The 24,477-nt window shown below is 40.4% G+C and carries 25 protein-coding genes and 1 pseudogene; 18 read left to right on the forward strand and 8 right to left on the reverse strand.

The window, feature by feature from the left end; all coding sequences use genetic code 11:
* The first annotated feature begins 80 nt into the window (after positions 1-80).
* From rplU to obgE, 3 genes are all read left to right on the forward strand, one after another.
* Positions 81-395, forward strand: a complete 315-nt coding sequence (gene rplU, locus LS67_RS04430; RefSeq protein WP_034327216.1) for a 50S ribosomal protein L21 — start codon at positions 81-83, stop codon at positions 393-395.
* Between the two features lie 10 nt (positions 396-405).
* On the forward strand, positions 406-663 hold the full coding sequence (gene rpmA, locus LS67_RS04435; protein WP_014666837.1) for a 50S ribosomal protein L27: 258 nt from the start codon (positions 406-408) through the stop codon (positions 661-663).
* Positions 664-795: 132 nt separating this feature from the next.
* A complete protein-coding gene (obgE, locus tag LS67_RS04440) occupies positions 796-1,818 on the forward strand; it encodes a GTPase ObgE (protein WP_034327217.1) in 1,023 nt (340 codons plus the stop codon).
* Positions 1,819-2,133: 315 nt separating this feature from the next.
* On the opposite strand, the gene LS67_RS04445 is transcribed toward obgE, so the two are convergent.
* Genes LS67_RS04445 through LS67_RS04455 form a run of 3 tightly spaced genes read right to left on the reverse strand, consistent with a single transcriptional unit; the run spans position 2,134 to position 4,345 of the window.
* Positions 2,134-2,868 (reverse strand): amino acid ABC transporter ATP-binding protein, encoded by a 735-nt coding sequence (locus LS67_RS04445; RefSeq protein ID WP_034327218.1) that lies wholly within the window; start codon positions 2,866-2,868, stop codon positions 2,134-2,136.
* Positions 2,855-3,562, reverse strand: coding sequence for an amino acid ABC transporter permease (locus LS67_RS04450; protein WP_034327219.1), 708 nt, complete (start codon positions 3,560-3,562; stop codon positions 2,855-2,857). The genes LS67_RS04445 and LS67_RS04450 overlap by 14 nt, the downstream gene beginning before the upstream one ends.
* Before the next feature lie 3 nt (positions 3,563-3,565).
* Entirely contained in the window at positions 3,566-4,345 is a 780-nt protein-coding gene (locus LS67_RS04455) for a transporter substrate-binding domain-containing protein (protein WP_231944857.1), read from the reverse strand.
* Between the two features lie 175 nt (positions 4,346-4,520).
* On the opposite strand from LS67_RS04455, the gene LS67_RS04460 reads away from it, so the two are divergent.
* From LS67_RS04460 to LS67_RS04470, 3 genes are all read left to right on the forward strand, one after another.
* A complete protein-coding gene (locus LS67_RS04460; RefSeq protein WP_034327220.1) occupies positions 4,521-5,285 on the forward strand; it encodes a ribonuclease HII in 765 nt (254 codons plus the stop codon).
* A 109-nt stretch (positions 5,286-5,394) separates the two neighbouring features.
* Positions 5,395-5,937, forward strand: a complete 543-nt coding sequence (locus LS67_RS04465) for a hemerythrin family protein (RefSeq protein ID WP_034327221.1) — start codon at positions 5,395-5,397, stop codon at positions 5,935-5,937.
* 29 nt (positions 5,938-5,966) lie between these two features.
* Complete coding sequence (locus LS67_RS04470) at positions 5,967-6,548, forward strand: hemerythrin family protein (RefSeq protein ID WP_034327222.1); 582 nt, start codon at positions 5,967-5,969, stop codon at positions 6,546-6,548.
* 137 nt (positions 6,549-6,685) lie between these two features.
* On the opposite strand, the gene LS67_RS04475 is transcribed toward LS67_RS04470, so the two are convergent.
* The 3 genes from LS67_RS04475 to LS67_RS09905 all read right to left on the reverse strand — a co-directional run bounded on the left by LS67_RS04475 (position 6,686) and on the right by LS67_RS09905 (position 11,664).
* Positions 6,686-7,738 (reverse strand): CapA family protein, encoded by a 1,053-nt coding sequence (locus LS67_RS04475; RefSeq protein WP_034327224.1) that lies wholly within the window; start codon positions 7,736-7,738, stop codon positions 6,686-6,688.
* 40 nt (positions 7,739-7,778) lie between these two features.
* Positions 7,779-9,365 (reverse strand): bifunctional indole-3-glycerol phosphate synthase/phosphoribosylanthranilate isomerase, encoded by a 1,587-nt coding sequence (locus tag LS67_RS04480; RefSeq protein ID WP_236096343.1) that lies wholly within the window; start codon positions 9,363-9,365, stop codon positions 7,779-7,781.
* 70 nt (positions 9,366-9,435) lie between these two features.
* Positions 9,436-11,664: a hypothetical protein gene (locus LS67_RS09905; protein ID WP_236096344.1), complete on the reverse strand. Its 2,229-nt coding sequence runs from the start codon at positions 11,662-11,664 to the stop codon at positions 9,436-9,438.
* 228 nt (positions 11,665-11,892) lie between these two features.
* Between LS67_RS09905 and LS67_RS04490 the strand changes: the two genes are divergently transcribed.
* Entirely contained in the window at positions 11,893-14,010 is a 2,118-nt protein-coding gene (locus tag LS67_RS04490; RefSeq protein WP_034328081.1) for a carbon starvation CstA family protein, read from the forward strand.
* 82 nt (positions 14,011-14,092) lie between these two features.
* On the opposite strand, the gene LS67_RS04495 is transcribed toward LS67_RS04490, so the two are convergent.
* Positions 14,093-14,779 carry a hypothetical protein gene (locus tag LS67_RS04495; protein ID WP_034328083.1) on the reverse strand — a complete coding sequence of 229 codons (687 nt, stop codon included), beginning with the start codon at positions 14,777-14,779 and terminating at the stop codon, positions 14,093-14,095.
* A 180-nt stretch (positions 14,780-14,959) separates the two neighbouring features.
* Complete coding sequence (locus LS67_RS04500) at positions 14,960-15,370, reverse strand: glycosyltransferase family 2 protein (RefSeq protein WP_034328085.1); 411 nt, start codon at positions 15,368-15,370, stop codon at positions 14,960-14,962.
* 124 nt (positions 15,371-15,494) lie between these two features.
* On the opposite strand from LS67_RS04500, the gene kcuS reads away from it, so the two are divergent.
* From kcuS to LS67_RS04550, 11 genes and pseudogenes are all read left to right on the forward strand, one after another.
* Positions 15,495-15,731 (forward strand): KCU-star family selenoprotein, encoded by a 237-nt coding sequence (kcuS, locus tag LS67_RS04505; protein ID WP_052082031.1) that lies wholly within the window; start codon positions 15,495-15,497, stop codon positions 15,729-15,731.
* Between the two features lie 309 nt (positions 15,732-16,040).
* Positions 16,041-17,093, forward strand: coding sequence for a microcin C ABC transporter permease YejB (locus LS67_RS04510; RefSeq protein ID WP_034328087.1), 1,053 nt, complete (start codon positions 16,041-16,043; stop codon positions 17,091-17,093).
* Positions 17,086-18,117 (forward strand): annotated as a pseudogene (locus tag LS67_RS04515) (ABC transporter permease); the annotation flags it as partial. The gene LS67_RS04510 and the pseudogene LS67_RS04515, both read left to right, overlap by 8 nt.
* 133 nt (positions 18,118-18,250) lie before the next feature.
* Positions 18,251-19,888 carry an ATP-binding cassette domain-containing protein gene (locus LS67_RS04520; RefSeq protein ID WP_034328089.1) on the forward strand — a complete coding sequence of 546 codons (1,638 nt, stop codon included), beginning with the start codon at positions 18,251-18,253 and terminating at the stop codon, positions 19,886-19,888.
* 9 nt (positions 19,889-19,897) lie between these two features.
* Positions 19,898-20,581 carry a 3-methyladenine DNA glycosylase gene (locus LS67_RS04525; RefSeq protein ID WP_201274019.1) on the forward strand — a complete coding sequence of 228 codons (684 nt, stop codon included), beginning with the start codon at positions 19,898-19,900 and terminating at the stop codon, positions 20,579-20,581.
* Positions 20,582-20,605: 24 nt separating this feature from the next.
* Positions 20,606-20,767, forward strand: coding sequence for a hypothetical protein (locus tag LS67_RS09585; RefSeq protein ID WP_156407281.1), 162 nt, complete (start codon positions 20,606-20,608; stop codon positions 20,765-20,767).
* A gap of 2 nt (positions 20,768-20,769) precedes the next feature.
* Positions 20,770-21,027: a hypothetical protein gene (locus LS67_RS04530; RefSeq protein ID WP_034328093.1), complete on the forward strand. Its 258-nt coding sequence runs from the start codon at positions 20,770-20,772 to the stop codon at positions 21,025-21,027.
* A gap of 43 nt (positions 21,028-21,070) precedes the next feature.
* Positions 21,071-21,274 (forward strand): hypothetical protein, encoded by a 204-nt coding sequence (locus tag LS67_RS04535; RefSeq protein ID WP_034328095.1) that lies wholly within the window; start codon positions 21,071-21,073, stop codon positions 21,272-21,274.
* Positions 21,275-21,352: 78 nt separating this feature from the next.
* Complete coding sequence (locus LS67_RS04540) at positions 21,353-22,198, forward strand: fumarate hydratase (protein WP_034328097.1); 846 nt, start codon at positions 21,353-21,355, stop codon at positions 22,196-22,198.
* A gap of 10 nt (positions 22,199-22,208) precedes the next feature.
* Positions 22,209-22,766, forward strand: a complete 558-nt coding sequence (locus LS67_RS04545; RefSeq protein ID WP_034328098.1) for a Fe-S-containing hydro-lyase — start codon at positions 22,209-22,211, stop codon at positions 22,764-22,766.
* 211 nt (positions 22,767-22,977) lie between these two features.
* On the forward strand, positions 22,978-24,477 hold a 1,500-nt coding region (locus tag LS67_RS04550), incomplete at its 3' end, for a HAMP domain-containing protein (protein WP_138109605.1).

The raw sequence follows: 24,477 nt of genomic DNA on the forward strand, positions 1-24,477 counted from the left end.
AAAAGCTTAGATTAAAGAATTTTAGGATAGAATCGCCCCTTTGTTTCTACAAAAATACTTCAATTCACAAGGAAATGCAAATGTATGCGATATTTAAGAATGGAGGCAAACAATACAAGGTCATTGAGGGAAGCATCGTGCTTCTTGATAAAATGAGCCTTGAGCCAAAGTCAAAGGTTGAATTGAACGAAGTTTTAGCGATTGTCGATGGAGATAATGTCCGCACAGGCACGCCGCTTGTTGCAGGTGCAAAAATTGAAGCGGAAGTTATCAATGAGGGCAGGGGCAAAAAGGTCGTTACATTCAAAAAGCGTAGAAGGAAAGATAGCAAGACAAAAAGAGGCTTTAGGCGGGACTTTACACGCGTGAAGATTCTAAAGATTGTAGCAAAATAAGGAGTAGATAATGGCACACAAGAAAGGTCAGGGAAGCACCCAAAATAATCGCGATTCAGCAGGACGCCGTTTAGGTGTAAAGAAATTTGGCTCACAATTTGTCCGCGCAGGAAACATTATCGTGCGTCAAAGAGGCACGAAAGTGCATCCGGGTGATAATGTAGGCTTAGGTAAAGATCATACGATTTACGCCCTTATTGATGGAATTGTGAAATTTCAGCAAAAAGATAAGAATCGCAAGAAAGTTTCAGTTATTCCCGCTTCTTAGGGGGATGTGGTGAGATGTTAGAATCTCGCCACTACCAGCGGGTGTGGAGTGTATAGGTAAGCATTTATGAGAATCTTTACATATATACTTGAATACACTCTTGCGTGGCTGTGCGTCCTTTGAGGGGTTGGAATGTTTGTAGATAGTGTAGATATTTTTGTTGCTTCGGGCAAGGGGGGGGCTGGTGCGGTGAGCTTCCGCCGAGAAAAATTTGTCATTCAGGGCGGACCTGATGGTGGCGATGGTGGCGATGGTGGCGATGTGTATGTGGAAGTAGATAACAACACCGATACACTTTCAAAATATCGCGGTGCGCGTCATTATAAAGCAAAAAATGGGCAGCCCGGTCAGGCAAAAAGATGTAATGGCAAGAGGGGTGAGCATATCACGCTTAAAGTCCCGCTCGGGACGCAGATTCTAGACTTTGATACAAAAGAGTTGCTCATAGATATGAATACCTATCCAAAAAATGTGTGTTTGCTTAAAGGTGGCAAAGGAGGGCTGGGCAATGTGCATTTTAAAAATTCTACCAATCAAGCTCCTACCTACGCGCAAAAGGGCTTAAGCGGGGAGGAGAAACATATCCTTTTAGAGCTAAAGCTTATCGCTGATGTGGGGCTTGTGGGATTTCCAAATGTAGGCAAATCTACGCTTATTTCCACACTTTCAAACGCAAAGCCTGAAGTGGCAAATTATGAATTTACCACACTCACACCCCATCTTGGTGTGGTCGATGTTGATGAATTTTCATCTTTTGTGATGGCAGATATTCCGGGTATTATTGAGGGTGCAAGTGAGGGTAAAGGGCTTGGGCTAGAATTTTTAAAACATATTGAGCGCACTAGCTTTTTGCTTTTTGTGCTAGATTCTATGCGTGAGCAGAGCTTCAAAGAGCAGTGGGAGATTCTCAATTTAGAGCTTCAAAAGTTTTCATCTATCTTAGCCCAAAGAGCCTTTGGGATTGTGCTTTCAAAAAGCGATATGCAATATTTGGGGGAGGAGTTTAGATTCAAATTTGAAACACAATCTAAAGAGTTAGAGCAGTTTTTAACCCACAAAGGTAATCCGCAAAAATTTATCTTACCTATTTCAAGTCTTAAAAAAACAGGCTTAAAAGAACTTACTTTTACACTTTTTACTGCTCTTAAAGCATAAATCTTACAAGAGCGATTCATTTTCAAATAATCACTCTTGTAATGTAACAATTTTTTATATAAACATCTACTCCTATATTTTGTTTTAAGCAAAAATGAGAAAATTAAATGTAATGTATTTACTTTTTTGGAGGATTTAAATAATATTCATATTAGGTGCATCACTACTCTGCTTTGAATAGCTTTGTGCTAACAAAAGGGTTGTATCTTTGGAAGTAAATGTGTTTTGGATTCTATTTTAGAATCTTTAGGTATTAAACATTCTCTTTAACGCCCCCCCCCACAGATAAGTTTAAGGGTGCTAAAATGACAGAATCTAAGCCATTATTTTGTTTAGGAAAGCTTGGAGGCGCGGAGTTTTTGGGGATTCAAAAATCTCTGTGGGTGTGCCTTGCTCTGTTATGTGTCCATTTTCCATAAAAATAATGCGACTAGCCACTTCTCTAGCAAAGCGCATTTCGTGCGTTACGCAGACCATACTCATACCCTCACTTGCTAAATCCCTCATCAAATCAAGCACCTCGCCCACCATTTCGGGATCAAGTGCGGAAGTTGGCTCATCAAAAAGCATAATCTCGGGTTTATTCATTAGTGCGCGAGCAATTGCCACCCTCTGTTTTTGCCCACCGCTTAGGCGTGAGGGATAAGAATCTTGTTTATCAAGTAAGCCTATGCGCTTAAGGAGCTCCTGTGCTCGTGTAATAGCCTCATTTTGGCTAAGTAATTTTAAAAATGTGGGCGCAAGGGTGAGATTCTGTAACACATTGAGATTGTTAAATAAATTAAAATGCTGAAACACCATTCCCATTTTTGTTCGCGCCTTATTTATGTCCCAGCTTGAAGTATCTTGCGGGAACAAAATCTTATCATCAAGATAGATTTCCCCACTGCTTGGGACTTCGAGGAGATTTATACATCTTAGTAAAGTTGATTTGCCCGAACCACTCGGTCCTATAATGACGACTTTTTCACCCATTTTGATATGTAGATTAATGTCTGTAAGCACTGGTTTATCATCAAAATACTTGTGTAATTGCTTAATATGTATCACTTGCACGCAACCTTTTTTCGTAGAGTTTGACGAGATAGCTCGCGCATATCACGAGCAAAAGATAGGAGAGGGCGAGGAAAAAATACGGAAACATATATTCGTAGTTTGCCCCGCCTATGCTTTTAAAAGCGTAGGTAAGGTCGTGAACGGTGATGTAGTTTGCTACTGAAGTTTCTTTTAGAAGCGTGATAAACTCATTACAAAGTGCGGGTAAGGCATTTTTGAGTGCTTGAGGAAAGATGATATAGCGCATACTTGCTCGTGCGCTTAGTCCTAAAGCCCTCGCTGCTTCATCTTGCCCCCTATCTACGCTTAGAATCCCACTGCGCACGATTTCGCTCACATATGCACCGCTATTTAAGCCAAAGATTGCTACCGCAACAAGAAGTGCGCTTACGCCCTTTAGCCCAAAAGCGGGGAGAATCACAAAATAGATAAAAAGGAGTTGCACGACAATGGGAGTACCACGAAAGAAACCCACATACGCCTTGAGAAATGCGCACAAGATTTTATGCGGGAGCGGAGGATTCCTATAAGTAATAGCAATCGCCACCAAAGTGCCCACAATCACGCCAATAAAAAGTGCTAAAATAGCGAGAAGCAAGGTCGTGCCAAGCCCCTCCAAAACAAGCTTGTATCCACCATTTGTGATGAGCTGATGAGTGAAAAGAGCGTATTTTTGTGCAAATTCCATTCGTTATTTTCCTGTGTAGTAAGCCTTGATAATATTTTCAAGTGTGCCATCTTGTTTGAGTTCATTTAGAATCTCATTAATAGAATCCCTAAGCTTTGGTTTGTCTTTTGTGATACCAATGGCGTATTTTTCATTGGTGAGTGCGATTTCAATAATTTTCGTTCCGCTATTTGCTTTGACAATCTCGTGTGCAGGCATTTCATCAATAATCACAACATCAATTTGAGCATTTTTCATCGCAATCGCTGCGAGTGCGCCATTTGAAAAGCTTTTTGTGGTGGCATTAGAAAATCCTTCAAACCCCCAATCTGCATCACCTTTAGCGTAAAAAAGCCCTGTTGTGCCTACTTGCACACCGATTCTAAGATTTGGAATCGCCTTAAGCGCACTCACAAGATCTTTTTTTGTGGTAATGTTATCAAAGCGCGTATCATCACTAAGCGTGATAAGCATTTGTGAGGCGTTAAAATAAGTGTTACTGAAGTCAATGACTTTTTCGCGTGTGTCGTTTATAGTCAAGCCTGAAAGTGCAATATCTGCGTTGCCTCCGGCAAGTGAAGTAACTACCGAATCAAACTCCATATCCTTAATAACAAGCTTTTTATCAAGTTTTTGAGCAATGACACGCGCCAAGTCCATATCAATGCCTTTAAATTCCTGTCCCTCGACATACTCAAATGGTGTAAAATTCGCTGCAGTCGCCACGACAAGTTCATCATCTTTACACCCATTGAGCGCAAAGATACCGAATATTGCAAACATCACTGCCACTATGACTCTCAAATAAAACCTTATAAAATATGATACGCGCATATTATCCCTTTAGCCAAAAGTAAAAGCGCGTATTCTAATCTTTTTAAACTTAAATTAAAATGGACGCGCGGAGTTTAAGATATAGTGTGCCATATAGTGATAAATCCAAATGTGTTAGAATCTGTAAAGCAAAAAAGGAGCGTAAATGTGGTTGGCAGGGATTGATGAGGCAGGGCGGGGCTGTCTGTGTGGGAGTTTGTTTGTCGCTGGTGTGATAGGCAAGGCACATATTATTAAATCTTTTGGTGCAAAGGATAGTAAGAAACTCTCACCTAAGCGGCGTGAGATTCTCTATGAGGCGATGTGTGAGGCGCGAGAAAGGGGCGATTTAGCTTTTTTTGTGGTGGAAATAGATGCAGAGGAAATAGATGCAAATGGTTTAAGTTCCGCTATGAGAAAGGGTATAGAATCTGTGATGAGTGCGATTGGGAATTATGCGCTGGCAGGGCAGATTCTGCAAAAAAGTATCTTTAAGATGGCGCAGGATTCACAGGATTGGCAAGTTTTGCAAGATTTTAAAGAGAGTGTAGATAGAGTAGAACAGGAGAAAGCGCAAGTCAGCGAGAGTAGTCAATGTAATGTGGTACACAATAGCGCAATAGGTGCAAATGAGCTTGTTGTTATAATAGACGGGAATACGACTTTTAAGGCGCAGATTCCGCAATATTTGCTGAATGCAGGGCTAAAAATGCAAACTTTGGTTAAGGCAGATTCGTTATTTGAGGTTGTATCGTGCGCTTCTATCGTGGCAAAGGTGCATAAAGACAGGCAAATGTGTGAAGTAGATAAGATTTATCCCCAATATAAACTTGCTCAAAACAAAGGCTATGGGACTTTGGAGCATAGAAAAAGTATTGTTGAATATGGATATTGCCCTTATCATCGCAAGAGTTTTACATTTTCACTTTGATACACTATGCCTAAAGAATGCTCGGTTTTAACTTTGGTTTAAATTAAAACAATATAGAATCCCAAGAAGTTTTAGCAAGATTTAGAAATTGCAGAGGGGAAGTGGGCTTATGTTGCCAGAGTGGAGTGATAAGTTTAGCGTCCATAATGAGATTATAGACGAGCAGCATCAAAGGCTGTTCGAGTTGGCTCATCGTGCCTACAAGGTAGCGAATAGGCATACTGATAGAGAGCAGATTAGGGGTATAATTGCCGAGTTTTTTGACTATATGAAGACGCACTTTAGAGATGAAGAGCAATATATGCACGCTATTGGTTATTCGCGCTTGGAGGAGCATAAAAAAATACATCGTGCGATTGTAGCTGATATGGCGAGTATGGTAAAAAATGTCCGCTCTACAAATGAAATCAAGGACCAGATTCTTATTATTGCAAAAGATTGGCTTTTGACACATATTTTGCAAGAGGATATGCAAATTGAGAGATTTCGCAAGGCACATACAAAATCAACCGATAAGATATATACTTACATTTGCGCGTGTCCGAGCAGAGAGCATAAGCTTACAGAATCTATGCATATTTTTATTAAAAGTAGTGCGCGAAAAGTGCTATGCAAGGAGTGTCAGCAACCTATCGTGCCTAAAGATACATAAGCACTTCATCTTAACACAAAGGGGCAAGAATGTTACCAGATTGGAGCAATGAATTTAGCGTTCATCACGAGATTATAGACGAGCAGCATCAAAGGCTGTTCGAGTTGGCTCACAAGGCGTATCGTATAGCAAATAGCCAAAGCTCTGCCGAGGAAGTGAAAGGCATTCTTACAGAGTTTTTCAATTATATGAAGACGCACTTTAAAGACGAAGAACAATATATGCATACTATTGGCTACCCGCGCCTCGAAGAACATAGGAAGATTCATCGCACAATCGTGGCTGATATGGCTGGTATGGTAAAACACGTATCCTCGCTTGAAGTGATTAAGGAAATGATTTCTACAATCGCGAAAGATTGGCTTTTGACACATATTTTGCAAGAAGATATGCTGATTGAAAAATATCGCAAAGAGCAGTTAGAGAGTGGGGCGACTTGCGAGGTAAGAGAAGTGAGATACTATTACTATACTTGCGCGTGTCCAGGCAGAGAGCATAAGCTTACAGAATCTATGCACCTCTTTGCTGAACGCTCATCAAATCCTATCACTTGTAAGGAATGTCGCCAACAAATTAAATTTAAAGAAACGCGCGTGATAACCCAGCCCTGATGAGCTACTTTTAGATCGTCATCAAAGATGTGCGGTAGAGCAGATTCTAAACTTAGAATCTGCTTTTTCCTTAGCCCGCTTTGAGGCGGTTTGATTTGGGGTAGCCAAAAAGCTACAAATTTAAAAAATTACAGAATCTACAAACCAATCTTGATATCACTTTTTCCCTGCGTGATGATATTCATATATTCTTTGTAGATTGATTTATAGTTTTGTAAAATAGTATTATTTAGCTCACTAAACCACATCAGCTTGAAATTCTTAAACTGCGCGTTGTAGTAGGTATAGATAAGCTCTGCGCGTGGATTTGAAAGCTTGACTTTGCCGTCCTTTACCTTTGTAATCTCTACACTGCCTAGCATACCAATGCGCTTATTTGTGCCTCTCTGCCCCGAGATGAGATTCCCTAGTGAGTAATACACCAATGTATCGCCTATCCATTCCGCAGGTTGCACCACGTGCGGATGTGTGCCAATGACTAAATCCACACCAAGCTCGGATAGAAGCTTAGCATATTGTTTTTGCTCGGCACTTGGGGCAAAGTCATATTCAATCCCCCAGTGCATTGACACCATTAGAAAATCCACTTTCTCGCGCACCGCGGCAATATCTTTACGCAACATCTCTTTCGTATAGACATTGACAAGATATTCTTTGCCCTTTGGCAATGGAATACCATTTGTGCCATATGTGTAGGCTAAAAGCGCATAGGTGATACCATTTTTTTTCAGAATCTGCACTTGATTGCGCTCGTTGAAACTGCCATAACTTCCTGCTGTGAGCGCGTTTTTACCACGCCAAAATTCAAGCGAAGAGAGCACTGCCTTTTCTCCTCTATCAAGTGTGTGATTATTTGCTAAAGAGACGAGATTAAAGCCTAAGGAGAGCATATTATCGCCAAATTCTTGAGGCGAATTAAACGCCGGATAAGTGCTTAAGCCGAGCTTTGTGCCGCCTAGAATCGTCTCTTGATTATAAAAAGCCAAGTCGTATTTTTTTGCGATTTCAAGCGCAGTAAGCATTTTGCTAAAGTCATAGCTGCCATTTTCTTGTTTTGCATCATTATATACAGAAGCGTGCAGTAGCGCATCTCCTGCCATAATGAGCTTTAATGAGCCATTACCCGCCCCATACACACTTCCACATAGGATTGCGTAGCATATCACTAGCACAGAGAGAAATTTTTTCATTGCTATCCTTTTATTTGAGTTGTGGCATTTTACTTAAAATCTAATGAGATGAAGCTTTTTTGGCTTGATAGGATTCTATGGTATGCAAAATCATTTTAATTTTATCTATATCTTTCACACCCGGCACACTCTCCACGCCCGAGCTAATATCAAGCATTGTAGGAGAGAGGGAAAGAAACTCATTGATATTATCCGCACTAATGCCCCCAGCGATACACAAATATCGCTCTTTAAGATGACAAAGCACATTTGTGTCAATCCTTTTCCCAGAGCCGCCGCCTTGCGCACTTTGAGAATCTACAAGACAAAATGCCCCCTCATAATCAGCGATAAAATCCTCTGCCTTAGCGATATTTTGCACTCCATAGAAGCAAAAAGTTGCCTCTTTAAGCGGGATATGCGCAAATGTATGCGGTGTGAGCGAGTCTAGTCCGTGTAACTGAATCGCATCAATATGCCCCTGCTCATAAAGTGTTTTTGCCTCATTGAGTGCATTTTTATCATCTTTTACAACCACTACGCGCAAAATATGCGGATAAAGCGAGTGCAGAGCCTTACTTATCTCCTTTATGCGCTTAGATTCTATAAATCGTGGGCTATTTTGGGCGAGGATAAAGCCCAGCATAAAAGTAATTTTGTGTTGATATTTTGTTGCCTCTTCCGCGATAAGTAGCGCGTTATCAAGATTTGTGATACCGCAAACTTTAAGCAGGATTTGAGAATCCCCCACCTGTGCAGATTCTATTTTTGTAGATTCTATATTATGGCGCGTGAGCGTGGGGAAAGTGTAGCGATAAAAGCGCGGTTGCTGATTTTTACCGATGAGAAAGGCATTTTTGAGTGATTGTAGGGCGCGAGTTGGATTATTGTGAGCGACAAGATAGCTTCCGCATAAAATCCCACTAAAGCCAAAGCTTCCCACGATAAAGGCGGAGTGGGGGGAGTTTATACCAGATTCAAACATCACTTGCGTGTGGGGCAGGGTGCTTGTGATTGCACTTTTGAGTGCGCACGCCTGAATAATATCAATCTCTAGCGTGTGGAGATTCCGCGCATTTATACCTACTAGCGTGGGATTGAGCGGAGCGATAAAATCAATCTCTTTTTGCGTATGTACTTCAAGCAGCGGCGTAATGCCATATTTGAGGCATTCCTCATAAATTGCTTGAAGGTGTATAAATCCTTTATCCTCATTTATAAACATTGCTGCGATAAGTAGCACCATATCTGCTCCAGCGCAATAGCTTATCTCAATTTCTTGGGGATATTGGATAAAGTCCTTGCGTAAAATACACGCATTAGGATATGCACTCTTAACTGCCATTAAATCCGCTAGAGAGCCTTTAAAATGCCGCTCCTCACAGAGCACAGAGATTGCTCCAGCTCCGCCATTGAGGTAGTCTTGCGCGAGTTTGATAGGCTCATCTATCTTGCTTAAATCCCCGTGCGAAGGCGAAGCGCGTTTAATTTCAGCGATAAAAAATGTGCTATCAAGTTTTGGCTTGATAAGCGGGTGGATTCTAGATTGAGGCACATTATGCCCGAGCGCAAAGCCTTTTTGAGTAATATCTTGCGCTCGCTCTTGTGTGATTTTATGCAGAATCTCAATCATTTTTCTTTCTTGCATTTCTTTCCTCGCATTATTGTCTTAAATCAATGTATTGTGTGGCTCTAAAAAGGCGCATTGTAGCATTTTATTAAAAATAATACGAGAGCGAAAGTGTGCCAGAATAGCTCTTAAAGTCTTTGTAGGATTGCGCATAAAGCCCATAAAGGATTAGTGAGAAATTTCGGTGCAGAGGCACAGAGCCGCCTAAATGCAGTGTGTAGCCTAGCGTATGTGCTACATCATTTTCAAGTGCTACATTACCCACATACGCCTTTGTCTGTGGATTCTGTATAAAGGCGTATTGCACATTGAATCCACCAAAAAGTATGTGTCGCTCTCCAAAATAATAGCGCATTTGCGCACCAAGCTGCGCGGCTAGAGTGTGATTTTGTGCAGCATTGCGCGAGAGGGCAAGTGCGCTTGAAGTGCCCTGCTCCTTGAGCGAATCTTGCAAACCAAGCGTATATTCAAGCCCCAAAAATGGCTTCACATAAAGCTTATTCAGCATAAGCGGATAGCCTAGTGTGCTTTGTAGCCCCATTTCCGCATAAGCAAAATTCGATTCAAATGTGCTTTGATTGATAAATATCTCTCGTTTGCTTTTGTGCGCTGTCCTGCCATAATAGCCAAGCAATGTAAGCTCAAGTCTTGAAAGAAAGAATCTATCATACACGCCCACAAGAAAAGTATTTGAATCAAGATGAGTTTGTGCGTGAGAGATCTTATTTGAACTTTGAGAAGTGCCATAGGTGGCAAAGGCACTCAAATGATGAATTTTCCCTTGTATTGAGGCATTGAGACTTGCGCCATAACTTGGAATGGAGAGGTTGGCACTTGAGCCATTAGCGGCAAATGGCGTAATACTCACACTTCTTGGCTTATTTGGTGCGTAAAGAAGAGGCAAAGTGTTGCTTTGTAGCATACTCCAAAGGCTAAGGCTAGAATCTTGTGTAATAAGCGGTGCGCCAGAGTTATATACATCATCTCTTAGTTGTGTGAGATAGGCTCTATTGCCATAGGTATAAACGCTTTGTGTAGAGGATTGCGCATTAAAGCTAGATTCAAGTGCGTCAAGAATTTGATTTTGCGTTTTTGACACACTGCTTAGAAAGTTATTGATTGCGGCGGTGTTTTTTTGGATTGAGAGGGAATTGCCCTGCATTGTGGTATTGATAAACTCACTTTTGCGTCCATTGGTAAGAATTTCAAAATTTGTATTGCCTGTAACGCTCCCCGTGATAAGCTGATGAGAGCCTAGATTTGCTCCAGCTATATTAACTTGCACTTTGCCTTGATTCACCAGATTGCCTTCAAGCTTCCCTAGTACACCATTATATGCGCCAAAAATGAGCGTATTACCAGCATTATTTTCCATACCACCTCTTACGATGATACTTCCACCATAGATTTGCACACTAGAGCCACGAGTTTGCATATAATGGTTTAAGGCTTGATTATTTGTAAGCTTACCGCTAATGGTAATTGTCCCGCCATAGTTTATAAGATTCCCAGCACCCGGATTTGCCACATCAAAAATGCCATCGGCAGTTGGGTTGCCTCCATTTTGAAAATCCCCTGTGATATTTATCGTGCCATAATTTACTACCGATGAGAGTGTCAAATCTGTCTTTCCTGCACTTTGGTAGCCGGTATTTTCTACTTTGCCACTTAGTTCAATACTGCCATTGTTTTGGATTGCATTATGGAATCGTATTATGCCTGTATCTACGATGAGTCGTGTATTATTGCCAACGATTGTTTTGCTATTTGCAATGAAATAATCGCCATTGCTCACATTGAGCGTAGAGCCATTGCCAAGATATAAGTCATTTGCAGTTCCAATATAAACTTTTGATGAAGGTCCATATTCACTCGCGGGAATTCTTTGTCCTTTTTGTAAAATCACTTCAAGGGTGGCATTTTCATCAAGGACTAAGCCGCGTTGCACGGCGAGTGTGTGAAAGTCTTCTATGGTAAGCTTTGATTGGGTGCCAATGTGGAATCCTCCTACCATAAATACTGAATTTCTAAAACCATAGGGGTTTTGTGGTGTTTTACCAAAAAAGACAAGCGAGGAGGAACCACCATTAGTTGAGTAGCTAAAATCAAAAGCCCTAGGATTAAAAAAGCCGGGTGTGCCAAAAGTGCAGTATTGATTCCCACAAGTTGCGGTGAGATTATCAAATCTTCTTTCTCCATTTTGTAAAATAATTTGACTTGGAAGATTATTTGTATAATCTCGTGCCACAAGAGAAAGAGGCAGGATAAATAAGCACAAGATTAATGAGTAATATAGAATCTGCAATATTCTATTCATTCTGCCCCCCCCCCCCTTAATTTATAAGCCTTATGTAATAATGTGTCATTTTACCCAAATAAATGATAATAAGACTTAACAAAGAACAAAGCAGGAAATACCCTTGATGTTACTAATCTGCATTAAGAAGACAAAAAGTTAAAGACTTCTTTAAATTTTAGCGTGGCTTTAAGTTTGAAGTATTTAGACTTTAAGGGCATAAATATTTTAAAAATGCGAAGGAGAGTTATGAATAAGATTCTAAGTATTGGCTTGTGGGCGGCGGTATCGCTGCTTGGTGCGTGGTGTTTTGGCGTTTTGGCATTACACACGGGAGAGACTATCTCGGCTGTATGGATTGTAGTCGCCGCAGTATGTATTTATGCGATAGGCTATCGCTTTTACTCAAAGTATATCGCATATAAGGTGCTAGGGCTTGATGATAATCGTGCCACACCCGCAGTTGTAAATAATGACGGACGCGACTTTTGTCCAACAAACAAAATCGTGCTTTTTGGACATCATTTTGCCGCTATCGCTGGGGCTGGTCCGCTTGTAGGTCCTATCCTTGCTGCGCAAATGGGATATTTACCCGGTATGATTTGGGTAGTAGTGGGCGTTGTGTTAGCCGGTGCGGTGCACGACTTCACGGTGCTTTTTATCTCTATGCGCCGCAATGGTAAGTCTCTGGGCGAAATTATTAAACTAGAGCTTGGTAAGCCTATTGGCACGATAGCGATGATTGGGATTTTAGGCATTATGATGCTTATTATTGCGATTTTGGCGCTTGTGGTGGTAAATGCTCTGGCTGAATCTCCTTGGGGATTATTTACGATTGCTATGACAATTCCTATTGCGATTTATATGGGGCTTCATATGCGTTATATCCGCCCGGGCAAGATTGGTGAAGCAAGTATATTGGGCTTTGGGCTTTTGCTTTTGGCTCTTTACTTTGGACGCGATGTCGCAGCAAATCCTACTTTGGCGGAGATTTTTACACTTACTCCGGTTACATTGACTTATGTAATGATTGTGTATGGATTCATCGCAGCGATTTTGCCTGTATGGTTCTTGCTCGCACCTCGCGACTACCTTAGCACATTCTTAAAAATCGGTGTAATCGTGCTTATGGCTGGTGGAATTTTGATTGTTAGACCTGAAGTGTGCTTTGAGAGTGTAACAAAGTTTGTAGATGGCACAGGACCTGTGTTTAGCGGGCAGCTTTTCCCATTCCTCTTTATTACCATTGCTTGTGGGGCGATTAGTGGATTCCACGCACTTATTTCAAGCGGGACAACACCAAAAATGCTAGAAAAAGAATCTCACGCACGAATGGTAGGCTATGGCTCAATGGTTATGGAATCTGCTGTGGCAGTTATGGCTTTGATTGCTGCGGTGATTCTCACTCCGGGCTTGTATTTCTCTATCAATGTCGCTCCTGCAACGCTTGGCACGACAGGCATTAAAGATGTAGCAGAGGCAGCGGCTGTCGCGGCACAGACGATTAGTGCTTGGGGCTTTGTGATAACGCCTGAAGAAATTTTGGGTATGGCAAGAGAGATTGGTGAGAATAGCATTCTAAGCAAAACAGGTGGTGCGCCTACATTTGCGATTGGACTTGCTACTATTATTGCTCAAGTGCCTCTTTTTAATCAAGGCTCTGTGGCATTTTGGTATCACTTCGCAATTTTGTTTGAAGCACTCTTTATTTTAACTGCTGTTGATGCAGGAACTCGTGCTGGACGCTTTATGGTGCAAGATGTGCTAGGAAATGTATATAAACCTATCGGTAATATTCACTCATTATTCTGGGGCATTGTGGCAACTTTAATTTGTGTGGCTGGGTGGGGATATATCCTCTATCAAGGTGTTACTGACCCACAAGGTGGAGTAAAATCGCTTTGGACGCTCTTTGGTGTATCAAATCAAATGTTAGCAGGTATTGCATTACTCACCGTTATCACGGTGCTTTTCAAAATGGGTAAAGCAAAACAAGCGTGGGTGGCTATTTTACCTGCTGCTTGGGTGCTTATCAGCACACTATATGCGGGTGTATGCAAACTTCTCCCTGCAAATGGTGAGAGAGTTCACGATGCAGTGAGTCATATCGCACTTTGGCAAAATAATGCAAAAGCTGCTGCTGCTGAAACTGACCCTGCGTTGGCTGAAAGATTTGCGACTATTGCTACAAATAACCTCATCAATGCTTCACTCTGTGCGTTGTTTATGTGTGTTACTATCTTAGTGCTTATTCAATGTGTGAGGATTTGTTTGCGTTGCTCTAAAGGCACAAATGATATTCCACTTGCTGAAACTCCTTATCGCAAGGTAAGCGATTTTCAAGGACAACTAGCAAGTTCGCATTAGAATATGCCCCTTTTGGGGTATAAACCTTTCTTGTTTATTTTGTGAGAATCTTTGCATTTTGCGAGATTCTCGCTTTTCTCTTTTATCTCTTAAATATATTTTCACAAGCGCGTAAAATACTAAAAATATGTGGTGCAAAGTAGGCGAGTTTCTTTGAGGAGCCTACCCATTTTGTGTATGGCTCTAATGGTTTTAAATCAGATTCTAATTTAAGTGCTCCAAAAGCCCAATCAATATATTTTGAAATAAATATGTTGAGTTTGTCTCTCATATCTTTTTCGCTCGGCGGTAATGTATCAATAAAGGCTAAAATACCTAAACATATATAAGCAATAGAATAAGAAAAATAGTATTGTTTTATTTTGAGATTGTTATTAAAGGTATTTGCGATGTCTGTTATATACGCAGGATAGGATTTTAGAGACTCACTTTTACTAAAAGCATAGTCCCCAGTAGAATTTGCTCTTATGCGATAAATATAAAGTGCAGATTTTATAACTTTTATAGAATCTGTCTTTGCAAATAAAACCATACCAAACAAGATGTCTTCATTTCTCATATTTGGGCTAAAACGCAAGTTATCACAAAGTGATTTGTGAAACATACCGCCACATACAAACCAAAATAGATTTGCTTCTGCCCATATCTGTGTTGTGGATATATAATCTTTTCCAATATATTTCCTTAAGTGCAAATGATCTAAAAAATTGCCATTTGTGTGCGGGGTTATGCCATCTTCATAGAGTTTTTGCATATCGTGTATAAGCATTTTTTATCCCCAATTTCTTGCACACAAGTAGCGATACAATCATTTGTGAGCATATCATCTGAATCAACAAAGCATATATAGCTTATATCATTAGGTGGTGTGTTTGTGTGGGAGAAAATAATGCAAGAATTGATACTATAATCAATAGATTTAAAGGGGATAGATAGGCTTAGGTTTTTTCTATGCCCCCATTACACATTCTAGTGGCTCTCCTGTAAAGTAATTGATATTATTTGCGCTTAGGGCATTTGGCTTAAGCGTGGCTTTAAATGCAAAAGTAGGTAGCTTGTGAGATTCTAAATCTTGCCCTGATTCTATGATTGGTGTGAAATTAAAGCCATTGCTTATATATTCTAGCCCCATATTTCTTGCGCTTCCTTGCTCTCCATTGCTTTTGCAAATAAGTGTAATGCGATGATCTTTGTTAAAATATGTTTTTGCAATTTCTATGCTTTTATCACTGCTCCCATCATCTACAAGGATAATATTAAAATTCTTATAGCTTTGATTGATAATAGAATCTAGGCAATCTGCAAGATATTTTTCTACATTGTAGATTGGCACGATGAGTGCTACCTGTGATGCTTGCATAAAAGTCCTTGTATTTATATTTAAGCCTACATAATGATAGCACATAATTATTAAAGGAGCTTATGTGTGTAGTTAAACTTAATACACTATCATTGTGTGTGAGATTCTATGAACGCGGTGGGTTATGAAAGAGACAGAAAAAACGCGCGGCGGGAATTTTTTTAGCCTATGGTGGCAGAAGATTAAGTTGCTCTATAAACGTAGCGATAGGTTCTTGCACTTGCTTGTAGGAATGCCAAGCTATGATAAATATGTAGAACATATGAGAATCCACCACCCTGATGAGATTCCCAAAACGCAAAAAGAATTTTTTGCCGAAGCTTTAGAGGCAAAGTATGGTGCAGGCAGCACAAAATGCTGATAGAGAGATGTCGCAAGGTTTGCGAAAACAAATCTCTCTCCTTAGTAACATTTGGGCGAGATTCTATAAAACTTCTAAGGCATAGAATCAAAGGCAAGAGTTGAGTTTGTATCAAAGTAATTCAGTGAGACTTGGCGTGAAATTGAGTGTGGTAGTTAGAAACTTGTAGAATTTTAGAATCTTAAAAATAAGCGCGAGATTCTAAAGATTTTCAATAAAAACTTCGTTAGGATTAATCAAGTTTAAATTAGACTTGATTAAGTTTGGGTGAAAACTAAAAGTATTGAGTGCGAGAATATGTGAGGTCAAATGCTAGGCTATATACTAAAACGCCTTATTCTTATTATCCCTACGCTTATAGGTGTTATTAGCATTAATTTCCTCCTTATGCAGCTCTCCCCGGGCGGTCCGGTTGAGCAGACGATTGCAAAGATTGAGCGTGCGGGGCAGGGCAGCGAAGCGAGTGTGGGGCAAAATACTCTTTATAAAGGCTCTATTGGCTTAGAGCCTGAACTTATAGAAGAGATAAAAAAACTCTATGGCTTTGATAAAAGCCTCGGTGAGCGGTATCTGCAAATGCTATGGAATTTTGCGAAGTTTGAGTTTGGAGAGAGTTTTTACGCGCAAACTGATGTGCTTACTCTCATTATCCAAAAGCTCCCTGTCTCTATATCTCTAGGTGTCTTTAGCACTCTTCTTATCTATCTTATCTCTATTCCGCTAGGTATCGCAAAAGCCCTACACAATGGCTCTAAGTTTGATATGATAAGTAGCGTGGTGATTATTGTGCTTAATGCCATTCCGGCTTTTATGTTTGGCGTGGTGGCGATTGTGCTTTTTTGCGGTGGGAGCTATTTTGAGATTTTCCCTTTGCGTGGGCTTGTGAGTGAAAATTTTGATACTTTAAGCACTTTTGGCAAGATAAAAGATTATTTATGGCATTTGTTTTTACCTGTGCTGTGTATTTCTATTGGTGGATTTGCAACTTTGAGTATGCTTAGTAAAAATTGCTTTTTAGAGGAGATTCATAAAAGTTATGTAATATGCGCGCGAGCAAAGGGCGGGAGCGAAAATCACATTTTGTATAGGCATATTTTCCGCAATGCTATGCTTTTAGTGATTAGTGGATTCCCCGCGGTGTTTGTGGGAGCGTTTTTTAGCGGGAGTTTGCTTATTGAGATTATTTTTAGCCTTGATGGCTTGGGGCTTTTAGGCTATGAAAGCGTGGTTAATCGCGATTATCCCGTTGTCTTTGGCACACTCTATATTTTTACTTTTATCGCCTTAGTGCTTGGTATCATCACCGATGTGCTCTATTATTTCATCGACCCGCGTATTCACTTTGGGGGTAAAAATGCCTAAAGTAGTGCAAGATTCACATATAAGCATAGCGCGTATGCGTTGGCATATTTTTAGGCAGAATAAACGCGCCTTTTACTCGCTTATCTTATTTTGCATTTTCTTTATATTGAGTCTTGGAGCAGAGTTTATTGCAAACGACAAGCCCCTTTTTATCTATAAGGATTCTCAAATGTATTTTCCTGTATTTGTGGATTACCCCGAGAGCACATTTGGAGGGGATTTTGAAACAAGCTGCGATTATTTGGATAGCTATGTGAGAGATGAGCTTTTAAAAGATGCTTTTGTCCTCCGCGCACCCATTCCATATAGCTATGATAGTATCGTAATGGATTTAAATGCACAAGCACCCACAGGTCCGGACTCTAAGCATTGGCTTGGCACTGATGATAAGGCGCGAGATGTGGCGGCAAGGCTTATTTATGGATATAGAATCTCCATTATGTTCGCGCTCATTTTGAGCGTGTGTAGTGTGGTAATAGGCGTGTGCGCGGGAGCGATGCAGGGCTATTATGGCGGAATGGTGGATTTGGTGGGGCAGAGACTCATTGAGATTTTCAATGCTGTGCCTATTTTGTTTGTGATTATTATCATATCAAGTATGTTTGAGGCGAGTTTTGGCTGGATTTTGTGTGTGGTGTTAGCTTTTTCGTGGATGATACTTGTGAATCTCGTGCGGGCGGAGTTTCTCAAGGCACGTAATCTCGAGTATGTCCGCGCGGCAAAGGCTATGAATGTAAGCGATATGCGTATTATGTTCGTGCATATTTTGCCTAATGCGATGAGCGCAACACTCACTTTCGCGCCCTTTATTATGGCTGGAAGTATTGTAACGCTTTCCAGCCTTGATTTTCTAGGCTTTGGTATGCCTGTGGGGAGTGCAAGTCTAGGAGAGCTTCTCGCGCAGGGTAAAAATAATCTCTCTGCGCCGCATTTGGGTATCACTGCGTTTTTTGCCCTGTGCGTATTGCTTTCGATACTTGTTTTTATCGGTGAGGGTTTGCGCGATAGTTTTGACCCGCATATCAAATTACACAGAGATTCTATAAATCTCGCAAACATTACACAGCCTATAAGTGCGGATTTTATAGAATCTACAAATGCCACAAGCGCGGATTCTGCAGGGAATTGTGTAAATACAGAATCCATAAAGGCAAACTATGCTAGAGATTAAGAACTTGAATGCGAGTTTTGCGCACTCTGGGCATTTTAGGCTGAAAAATATCGCGCTAAGTATCGCTCTAAAGGAGAGGGTGGCACTTGTTGGCGAATCTGGCTCGGGTAAAAGTATGCTCGCGCAAATGATTTTGAATCTTCAGCCAAATATTGCAATTCAAAGCGGCGAGATTTGCTTTAATGGCAAAAATGTGTTGAGCCTTAGCCCAAAGCAAATGCGCGTCTTGCGTGGAAATGAGATTGCCTATATTCCACAAGAACCGCTTTCAAGCCTCAATCCTCTCCAAAAGGTAGGAAAGCAGATAATGGAGAGTTTCTATCTCCACGCGCCCGCACTGCAGCCACATTTGCGCGGTAGGGCATTGCAGATAAAGGCGCAGGAGAGGCTCGAAGAGCTTTTATGCTTAGTGGGGCTAGATTCAAAATTCGCACACAGCTATCCATTTGAACTTAGCGGAGGACAAAAGCAACGCGTGGCAATAGCGATGAGTATTATTAATAATCCCACACTTCTTATTTGTGATGAACCAACAACAGCGCTTGATGTGCTGGTGCAAAAGCAGATTATGGGGCTACTCTCAAACTTAGAACTAAGCGCGATTTTGTTTATTAGCCACGATTTGGGCGTAGTGCGGGACTTTTGCGATAAAGTCGTGGTGATGAAAGATGGAGCGGTGGTGGAGCAAGATAGCACGGAGCATATCTTTAACGCCCCTAGCCACGCTTACACGCGCTTTTTAATAGAATCTCTTACCTTGCCAAAGAGAGAGGGTAAAATATCGCAGAAGATTCAAAGCAACGATAAAGAGGCGTGGGATTGGGAGATTCACAATATAGGGATTCAAGACAAAGATACACAAACGCTTTTAGAAGTAAAGAATCTAAGCGTGGGTGTATCTGTGCGGCATTTTTTCAAAACGCATTTTAAAGATCTTGTATCAAATGTCAATTTTACCTTGCAAAAAGGGGAGATTCTAGGCATTGCTGGGGCTTCTGGGAGTGGGAAATCTAGCCTCTCGCTTGGGCTTTTGGGGCTTTTACAGACACAGGGCGAGATATATTTTCAAGGGAGATTGCACGAACGGACAAAGTTTTATATGTTACGCAATGCTATAAGTATCGTGTTTCAAGACCCTTTCTCCTCGCTCTCGCCGCGTCTAAGTATCGGCGATATTATCGCGGAGGCTTTGGGTGAGGCATTGAGTATGTGTAGGGATAAAGTGCAATGGGCTTTAGAATCTGTGGGGCTAGATTCACATTATATGCAAAGATACCCATTTGAACTTAGCGGAGGACAAAAGCAACGCGTGGCAATAGCGCGTGCTATCGTGCGCAAACCTGCTATCTTGCTCCTTGATGAGCCTACTTCTGCGCTTGATAAAAGCTCCCAAAAGCTTATTTTATCGCTCCTTTTGGAGCTTCAGGCACAACTGAATATGAGCTATATTTTTATCACGCACGATTTGGAGATTTTACGCGCTTTGAGTGATGAAGTGTTGATTTTGCATAATGGGCAGGTGGTGGAACAGGGCGTGAGTAAAGAAGTCTTTGCTAATCCACAAAATGCGTATGCAAAAAGCTTAATTGAGACATTTTTTAATAAGATTTTGGTAGAGAAGTGAGGGGTGATGATAGAATCTAGCTTTGATATATTAAGGGTGCTAAAGTCTCGTGGGCTTTTAGAGGGGAAGCCAAGCTGGTGGTGGGAAGGAGCAGGAAGCTTTGAAGTGGTTCTTGGAGCAATTTTAGTGCAAAATACGCAGTGGGCAAAGGTAGAGCAAATGCTTGAATCTATGGCAAAGGCTGGGATTCTAAGCGGGGATTGTCAAAAAGATTTAGAATCTATGGCGCGGGTGGATTCTATGATTTTACAATCACATATTATTGGTTTGCAGAGACAAAAATCAGCATATATTATCAATATTTCACGCGCGATTATAGCGGATTTTGGGAGTTTTGAAAGTTTTAAGGAAAATGTGGATTTTGAATGGCTTATAGCTCAAAAGGGTATAGGGCGCGAGAGTGCGTATGCAATTTTAAACTATGCTTGTGCGCGTGAGGTAATGGTTGTGGATAGATACACTTACAAGCTGCTTTGTGCGCTTGGTAGGGAAATAGAGGATTATGAGGAATTAAGGGCATTTTGTGAGAATGGGGTAAGAGAGAATCTTAGCGATGTATATGCACTTTATGCGCAGGATAAGGATTTGCAAGATATGAGTTTAGCGCAGATTTTTGCGCGATTTCACGGCAAGATTGTAGAGTTTAGTAAGCTTAAATGCGATATAAAGACACTTAAAGATAAGAAAAGATAAGAAAATTTTTGGAGGGAGTTAATAATGAAAACAATGCAAAAATTTATCCTTTTAGCCATAGTATTTGCTACGCAAGCCTACGCAGTAGTGCATAGCCACTCTGAAATGTCTTGCTTTGATAATAAAGGTAATGTTGCAAAGAATATACCACAGAGACAACAAGCATCACAGCTCCTCATTGTGTAGATGTGCGCTATGATGATTATCCTGCTGGGAAACATTGTATATATAAAAATTCATCAATATCAGCCTTAAGTGATAGGTATAATGAGTTAAGAAAAACACATTTGTTTTTGCCATCAAAACTACCTCAAAATAAAACTCAATTTTACAACAAAGAAAACGCAGTTGAAGTGATTATAGAGCAACCTACAAGCAATCAAATTTTTATTTATTTGGGCTTTGATGGCGATGAGGATAGTCATTTGATTACCTATGATGAATAAACTCACACAACCACACATACTACTTGTGTAGTTATGCCTTGATGTGAGGGAAGGAAGCGACAATAAAAATTTTTTTTGCCTTACACTTTCTTTTGTGTGGGCAGAGTATAGTTGCGATGAGCTCAAATGCACAGATTATAAAGTCGGGCTTGGTGCATTAGCTGGGATTCACAACACTTCTTTACACGACATATCAATACTTGGCGGGACATTATTTTTGGCTAGAATTTGGCTTTGGATTCAATAAATGGCTATAATTTAAAGCGTTTTTTACATAGAGTAGGGTAGAATTTATCTGTTTTATTCAAACTACAAGGAGGAAGGAATGAGAGAAGTGCGATTTGAGGATATTAAGTCCGCTGTTGCTAAGCTTGCCATTAATGCGTGCTGTATCCAAACGCCGGATATTAAACGCGCTTTTAGTGCGGCAAAGGGAAGTGAAAAGTCTGCACTAGGGCAAAATATCCTAGATACGCTCATTGAAAATGGCAAGATTGCGGAAAGCAATATGATGCCTATCTGCCAAGATACAGGTATGAGCGTGGTGTTTGTAGAAATCGGGCAAGATGTGCATATCACAGGTGGTTACCTTGAAGATGCCATTAATGAGGGTATCAAAGAGGGCTATACCAATGGCTACTTGCGTAAATCTGTCGTAGAAGAGCCACTTTATGAGCGCAAAAATACGACAAATAACTCTCCTGCTGTGATTCACACACGCATTATTAAGGGCGATAAGCTGCATTTAAAAGTCTGCCCTAAAGGCTTTGGGAGCGAGAACAAAAGTGTGCTAAAAATGCTTGTCCCCGCTGATGGCATTGAGGGTGTGAAAAAAGTCTTTACCGAAGCAGTCAAACTTGCAGGACCAAACGCTTGTCCTCCTATGGTGATTGGCGTAGGCATTGGCGGGACAATGGAAAAAGCAGCAATTCTAGCTAAACAAGCGGCTGTGCGCGAAATAGATTCTAAAAATCCTGATGCGCGCTATGCAAAACTTGAAGAAGAATTGCTTGAAATTGCAAATCAAACAGGCGTAGGACCACAAGGATTAGGCGGCACTACGACTGCGTTTAAAGTCAATGTGGAATGGTATCCTACACATATTGCCGGGCTTCCTGTGGCAGTAAATATCAACTGCCACGCCGCACGACACGCTGATATTGAGCTTTAAGGAGGAGAAAATGGGAGAGCCAAAAAAAATCACTGCACCTATAAGTAAAGAAGTGGCAAAAAGCCTCAAAGCAGGGGAGAGCGTTTTGATTAGCGGGACGATTCTATGTGCTCGTGATGCGGCACATAAGGCATTGACTGAAGCATTAGCTCGTGGAGAAAAGCTCCCTGTGGATTTGAGTGGCGAGACGATTTATTATCTTGGACCCACTCCTGCAAAGCCGGGCAATGCGATTGGTAGCGCAGGTCCTACAACAAGCGGGAGAATGGATAAATATACGCCGACAATCATTGAGCAAGGCATTCACGGAATGATTGGTAAAGGCTATCGCAGCAAAGAAGTCATAGATTCTATGGTTAAGCACGGCGTTGTATATATGGTGGCTGTGGGTGGTGCGGCAGCACTCATTTCAAAATGTATCACTAAATATGAAGTCTTAGCTTATCCTGAGTTAGGACCTGAAGCGGTTGCACGACTTACAATAGAAAACTTCCCTGTGATTGTGGCTATTGATGCGTCAGGCAATAATTACTACGAAGTTGGACAAGCTCCTTATAAGAAAATTTAACATTTTTCTCATAGATTCCTTATATTTTAGGGAATTTATGGGTTACTCTACTATTTTAAGATAAGTCTTTACTTTTTTTGAGAATTCTATCATTTTGGATTGTATTATGCTTAAGTGTTGTCTTCTTTATTTAATAAAATTCAAATTTATTTTTATATTTTTTAATATTTTTGCTATAATTCAAAGTTTAAAAATGTAGTGAGGATACAAAATGAGTTTTTTTCGTTCTTGGAGTATTGGTGCAAAGATTATACTTTGTTTTTCAAGTATATTGGTTGTTTGTATGTTTATTGTTACAACGATTACTGTGATAATTTCTCATAATATTCAAGAAGAAGAATCAAACAAAATGCTTATCAATGCTGCTAAACGTGAGGCAAATTGGGCAGAGGGGATTTTTAATGGAATCTATACTGCTATGAATGCATCAAGAGGGTTTATATTGCGTGATGTGCAAAATGGTGCACAGGCTATTTTAGAAAATGATATTATGGATATGTTTGATAGTAATGAATGGGGAAATTTTGCCTATGTTTATATCACTAAAGATGAGCGATATAAAGGCACAAATATCGCTAATTCCAAGCATAAATTGCCCAATGGTGATTTTATGGTTTTAGCCATTGCTGATGAAAATGACCAAAGCCATGTTATTCAATCAAGTGAATCAATTGCAAATTTTAATAGTGTCAAAAAAACCTTAGAGACAGGGAAAGCAGTGATAGGTTCACCTTCGTGGCAAACTATTAATGGCAAAGAATATTTTGGTGTGGGGATTAACCAGCCTCTTATTGACAAAAAGGGTGTTGTGTATGGGGTTTTAGGTGTGTTTATTGATTTAGCAAGTGTTTCAGCAATACTCCAAGACCAAAAAAACTCTATTTATAAGGGCGACTTTAAAGGGATGTATGCGACAGATTCAACCATTGCTGCTCACGGAAGAAAAGAATTCTTGGGTAAATATTTGCGTGAGGTAAATCAAAGTCCTACAATGAATGAGCTTAAACACGCGATTGAAAATCAAATTGAGGGAATTTTTAGCTATATCAATTCATTAGGCGAGATGAGTTACACCGCTGTGTCAAATATCTATATTGGTGATAGTGATGATATAGCAGCAGTATGGACAATAATTGTTTCGGCTCCGGAGAGTTCTATTTATGATTCTGTTTCAAAGCTTAGAAGTGTAATGGTAGTTGCAAATATTCTTGTTGTCATTTTTGTAACATTCGTCATATTTCTTTATGTTCGCACGCAAGTTGTTGCACGATTAAGAAATATTTCACACTTGCTTTTTGACTTCTTTAAATATATCCGCCACGAAGTGGATACGCTACCAACCTTAATAACTCCAAAGGCAAACGATGAGTTTGGACAAATGGCAAGAGAAATTAACGAAAACATACAAAATGTGCAAGAAGGTTTAGATAAAGACAAAAAAGCAGTGGAACAATCAGTCGCCACAGCCAAGACTATTGAATCTGGCGATTTAAGAGCAAGAATTACAGAAACACCTCATAATCCACAGCTTAATGAACTTAAAGAAGTGCTTAATCATATGCTTGATGATTTACAAACAAAAATAGGAAGTGATACCAATGAAATAGCAAGAGTATTCGATAGCTATACTAAACTAGACTTCACCACAGAAGTAAAAGATGCAAGTGGTAGAGTAGAAGTTGTTACAAATACTCTAGGCGAAGAGATTAGA

The organism is Helicobacter sp. MIT 03-1616 (genome assembly GCF_000765685.2).
GTDB lineage: Bacteria > Campylobacterota > Campylobacteria > Campylobacterales > Helicobacteraceae > Helicobacter_C > Helicobacter_C typhlonius.

Coding starts and splice junctions, on each gene's coding strand:
- rplU (WP_034327216.1), top strand. CDS start 81: ATGTATGCGATATTTAAGAATGGAGGCAAACAATACAAGGTCATTGAG.
- rpmA (WP_014666837.1), top strand. CDS start 406: ATGGCACACAAGAAAGGTCAGGGAAGCACCCAAAATAATCGCGATTCA.
- obgE (WP_034327217.1), top strand. CDS start 796: ATGTTTGTAGATAGTGTAGATATTTTTGTTGCTTCGGGCAAGGGGGGG.
- LS67_RS04450 (WP_034327219.1), bottom strand. CDS start 3,562: ATGGAATTTGCACAAAAATACGCTCTTTTCACTCATCAGCTCATCACA.
- LS67_RS04460 (WP_034327220.1), top strand. CDS start 4,521: ATGTGGTTGGCAGGGATTGATGAGGCAGGGCGGGGCTGTCTGTGTGGG.
- LS67_RS04465 (WP_034327221.1), top strand. CDS start 5,395: ATGTTGCCAGAGTGGAGTGATAAGTTTAGCGTCCATAATGAGATTATA.
- LS67_RS04470 (WP_034327222.1), top strand. CDS start 5,967: ATGTTACCAGATTGGAGCAATGAATTTAGCGTTCATCACGAGATTATA.
- LS67_RS04475 (WP_034327224.1), bottom strand. CDS start 7,738: ATGAAAAAATTTCTCTCTGTGCTAGTGATATGCTACGCAATCCTATGT.
- LS67_RS04480 (WP_236096343.1), bottom strand. CDS start 9,365: ATGCAAGAAAGAAAAATGATTGAGATTCTGCATAAAATCACACAAGAG.
- LS67_RS09905 (WP_236096344.1), bottom strand. CDS start 11,664: ATGAATAGAATATTGCAGATTCTATATTACTCATTAATCTTGTGCTTA.
- LS67_RS04490 (WP_034328081.1), top strand. CDS start 11,893: ATGAATAAGATTCTAAGTATTGGCTTGTGGGCGGCGGTATCGCTGCTT.
- LS67_RS04495 (WP_034328083.1), bottom strand. CDS start 14,779: ATGCTTATACACGATATGCAAAAACTCTATGAAGATGGCATAACCCCG.
- LS67_RS04500 (WP_034328085.1), bottom strand. CDS start 15,370: ATGCAAGCATCACAGGTAGCACTCATCGTGCCAATCTACAATGTAGAA.
- kcuS (WP_052082031.1), top strand. CDS start 15,495: ATGAAAGAGACAGAAAAAACGCGCGGCGGGAATTTTTTTAGCCTATGG.
- LS67_RS04510 (WP_034328087.1), top strand. CDS start 16,041: ATGCTAGGCTATATACTAAAACGCCTTATTCTTATTATCCCTACGCTT.
- LS67_RS04520 (WP_034328089.1), top strand. CDS start 18,251: ATGCTAGAGATTAAGAACTTGAATGCGAGTTTTGCGCACTCTGGGCAT.
- LS67_RS09585 (WP_156407281.1), top strand. CDS start 20,606: ATGAAAACAATGCAAAAATTTATCCTTTTAGCCATAGTATTTGCTACG.
- LS67_RS04540 (WP_034328097.1), top strand. CDS start 21,353: ATGAGAGAAGTGCGATTTGAGGATATTAAGTCCGCTGTTGCTAAGCTT.
- LS67_RS04545 (WP_034328098.1), top strand. CDS start 22,209: ATGGGAGAGCCAAAAAAAATCACTGCACCTATAAGTAAAGAAGTGGCA.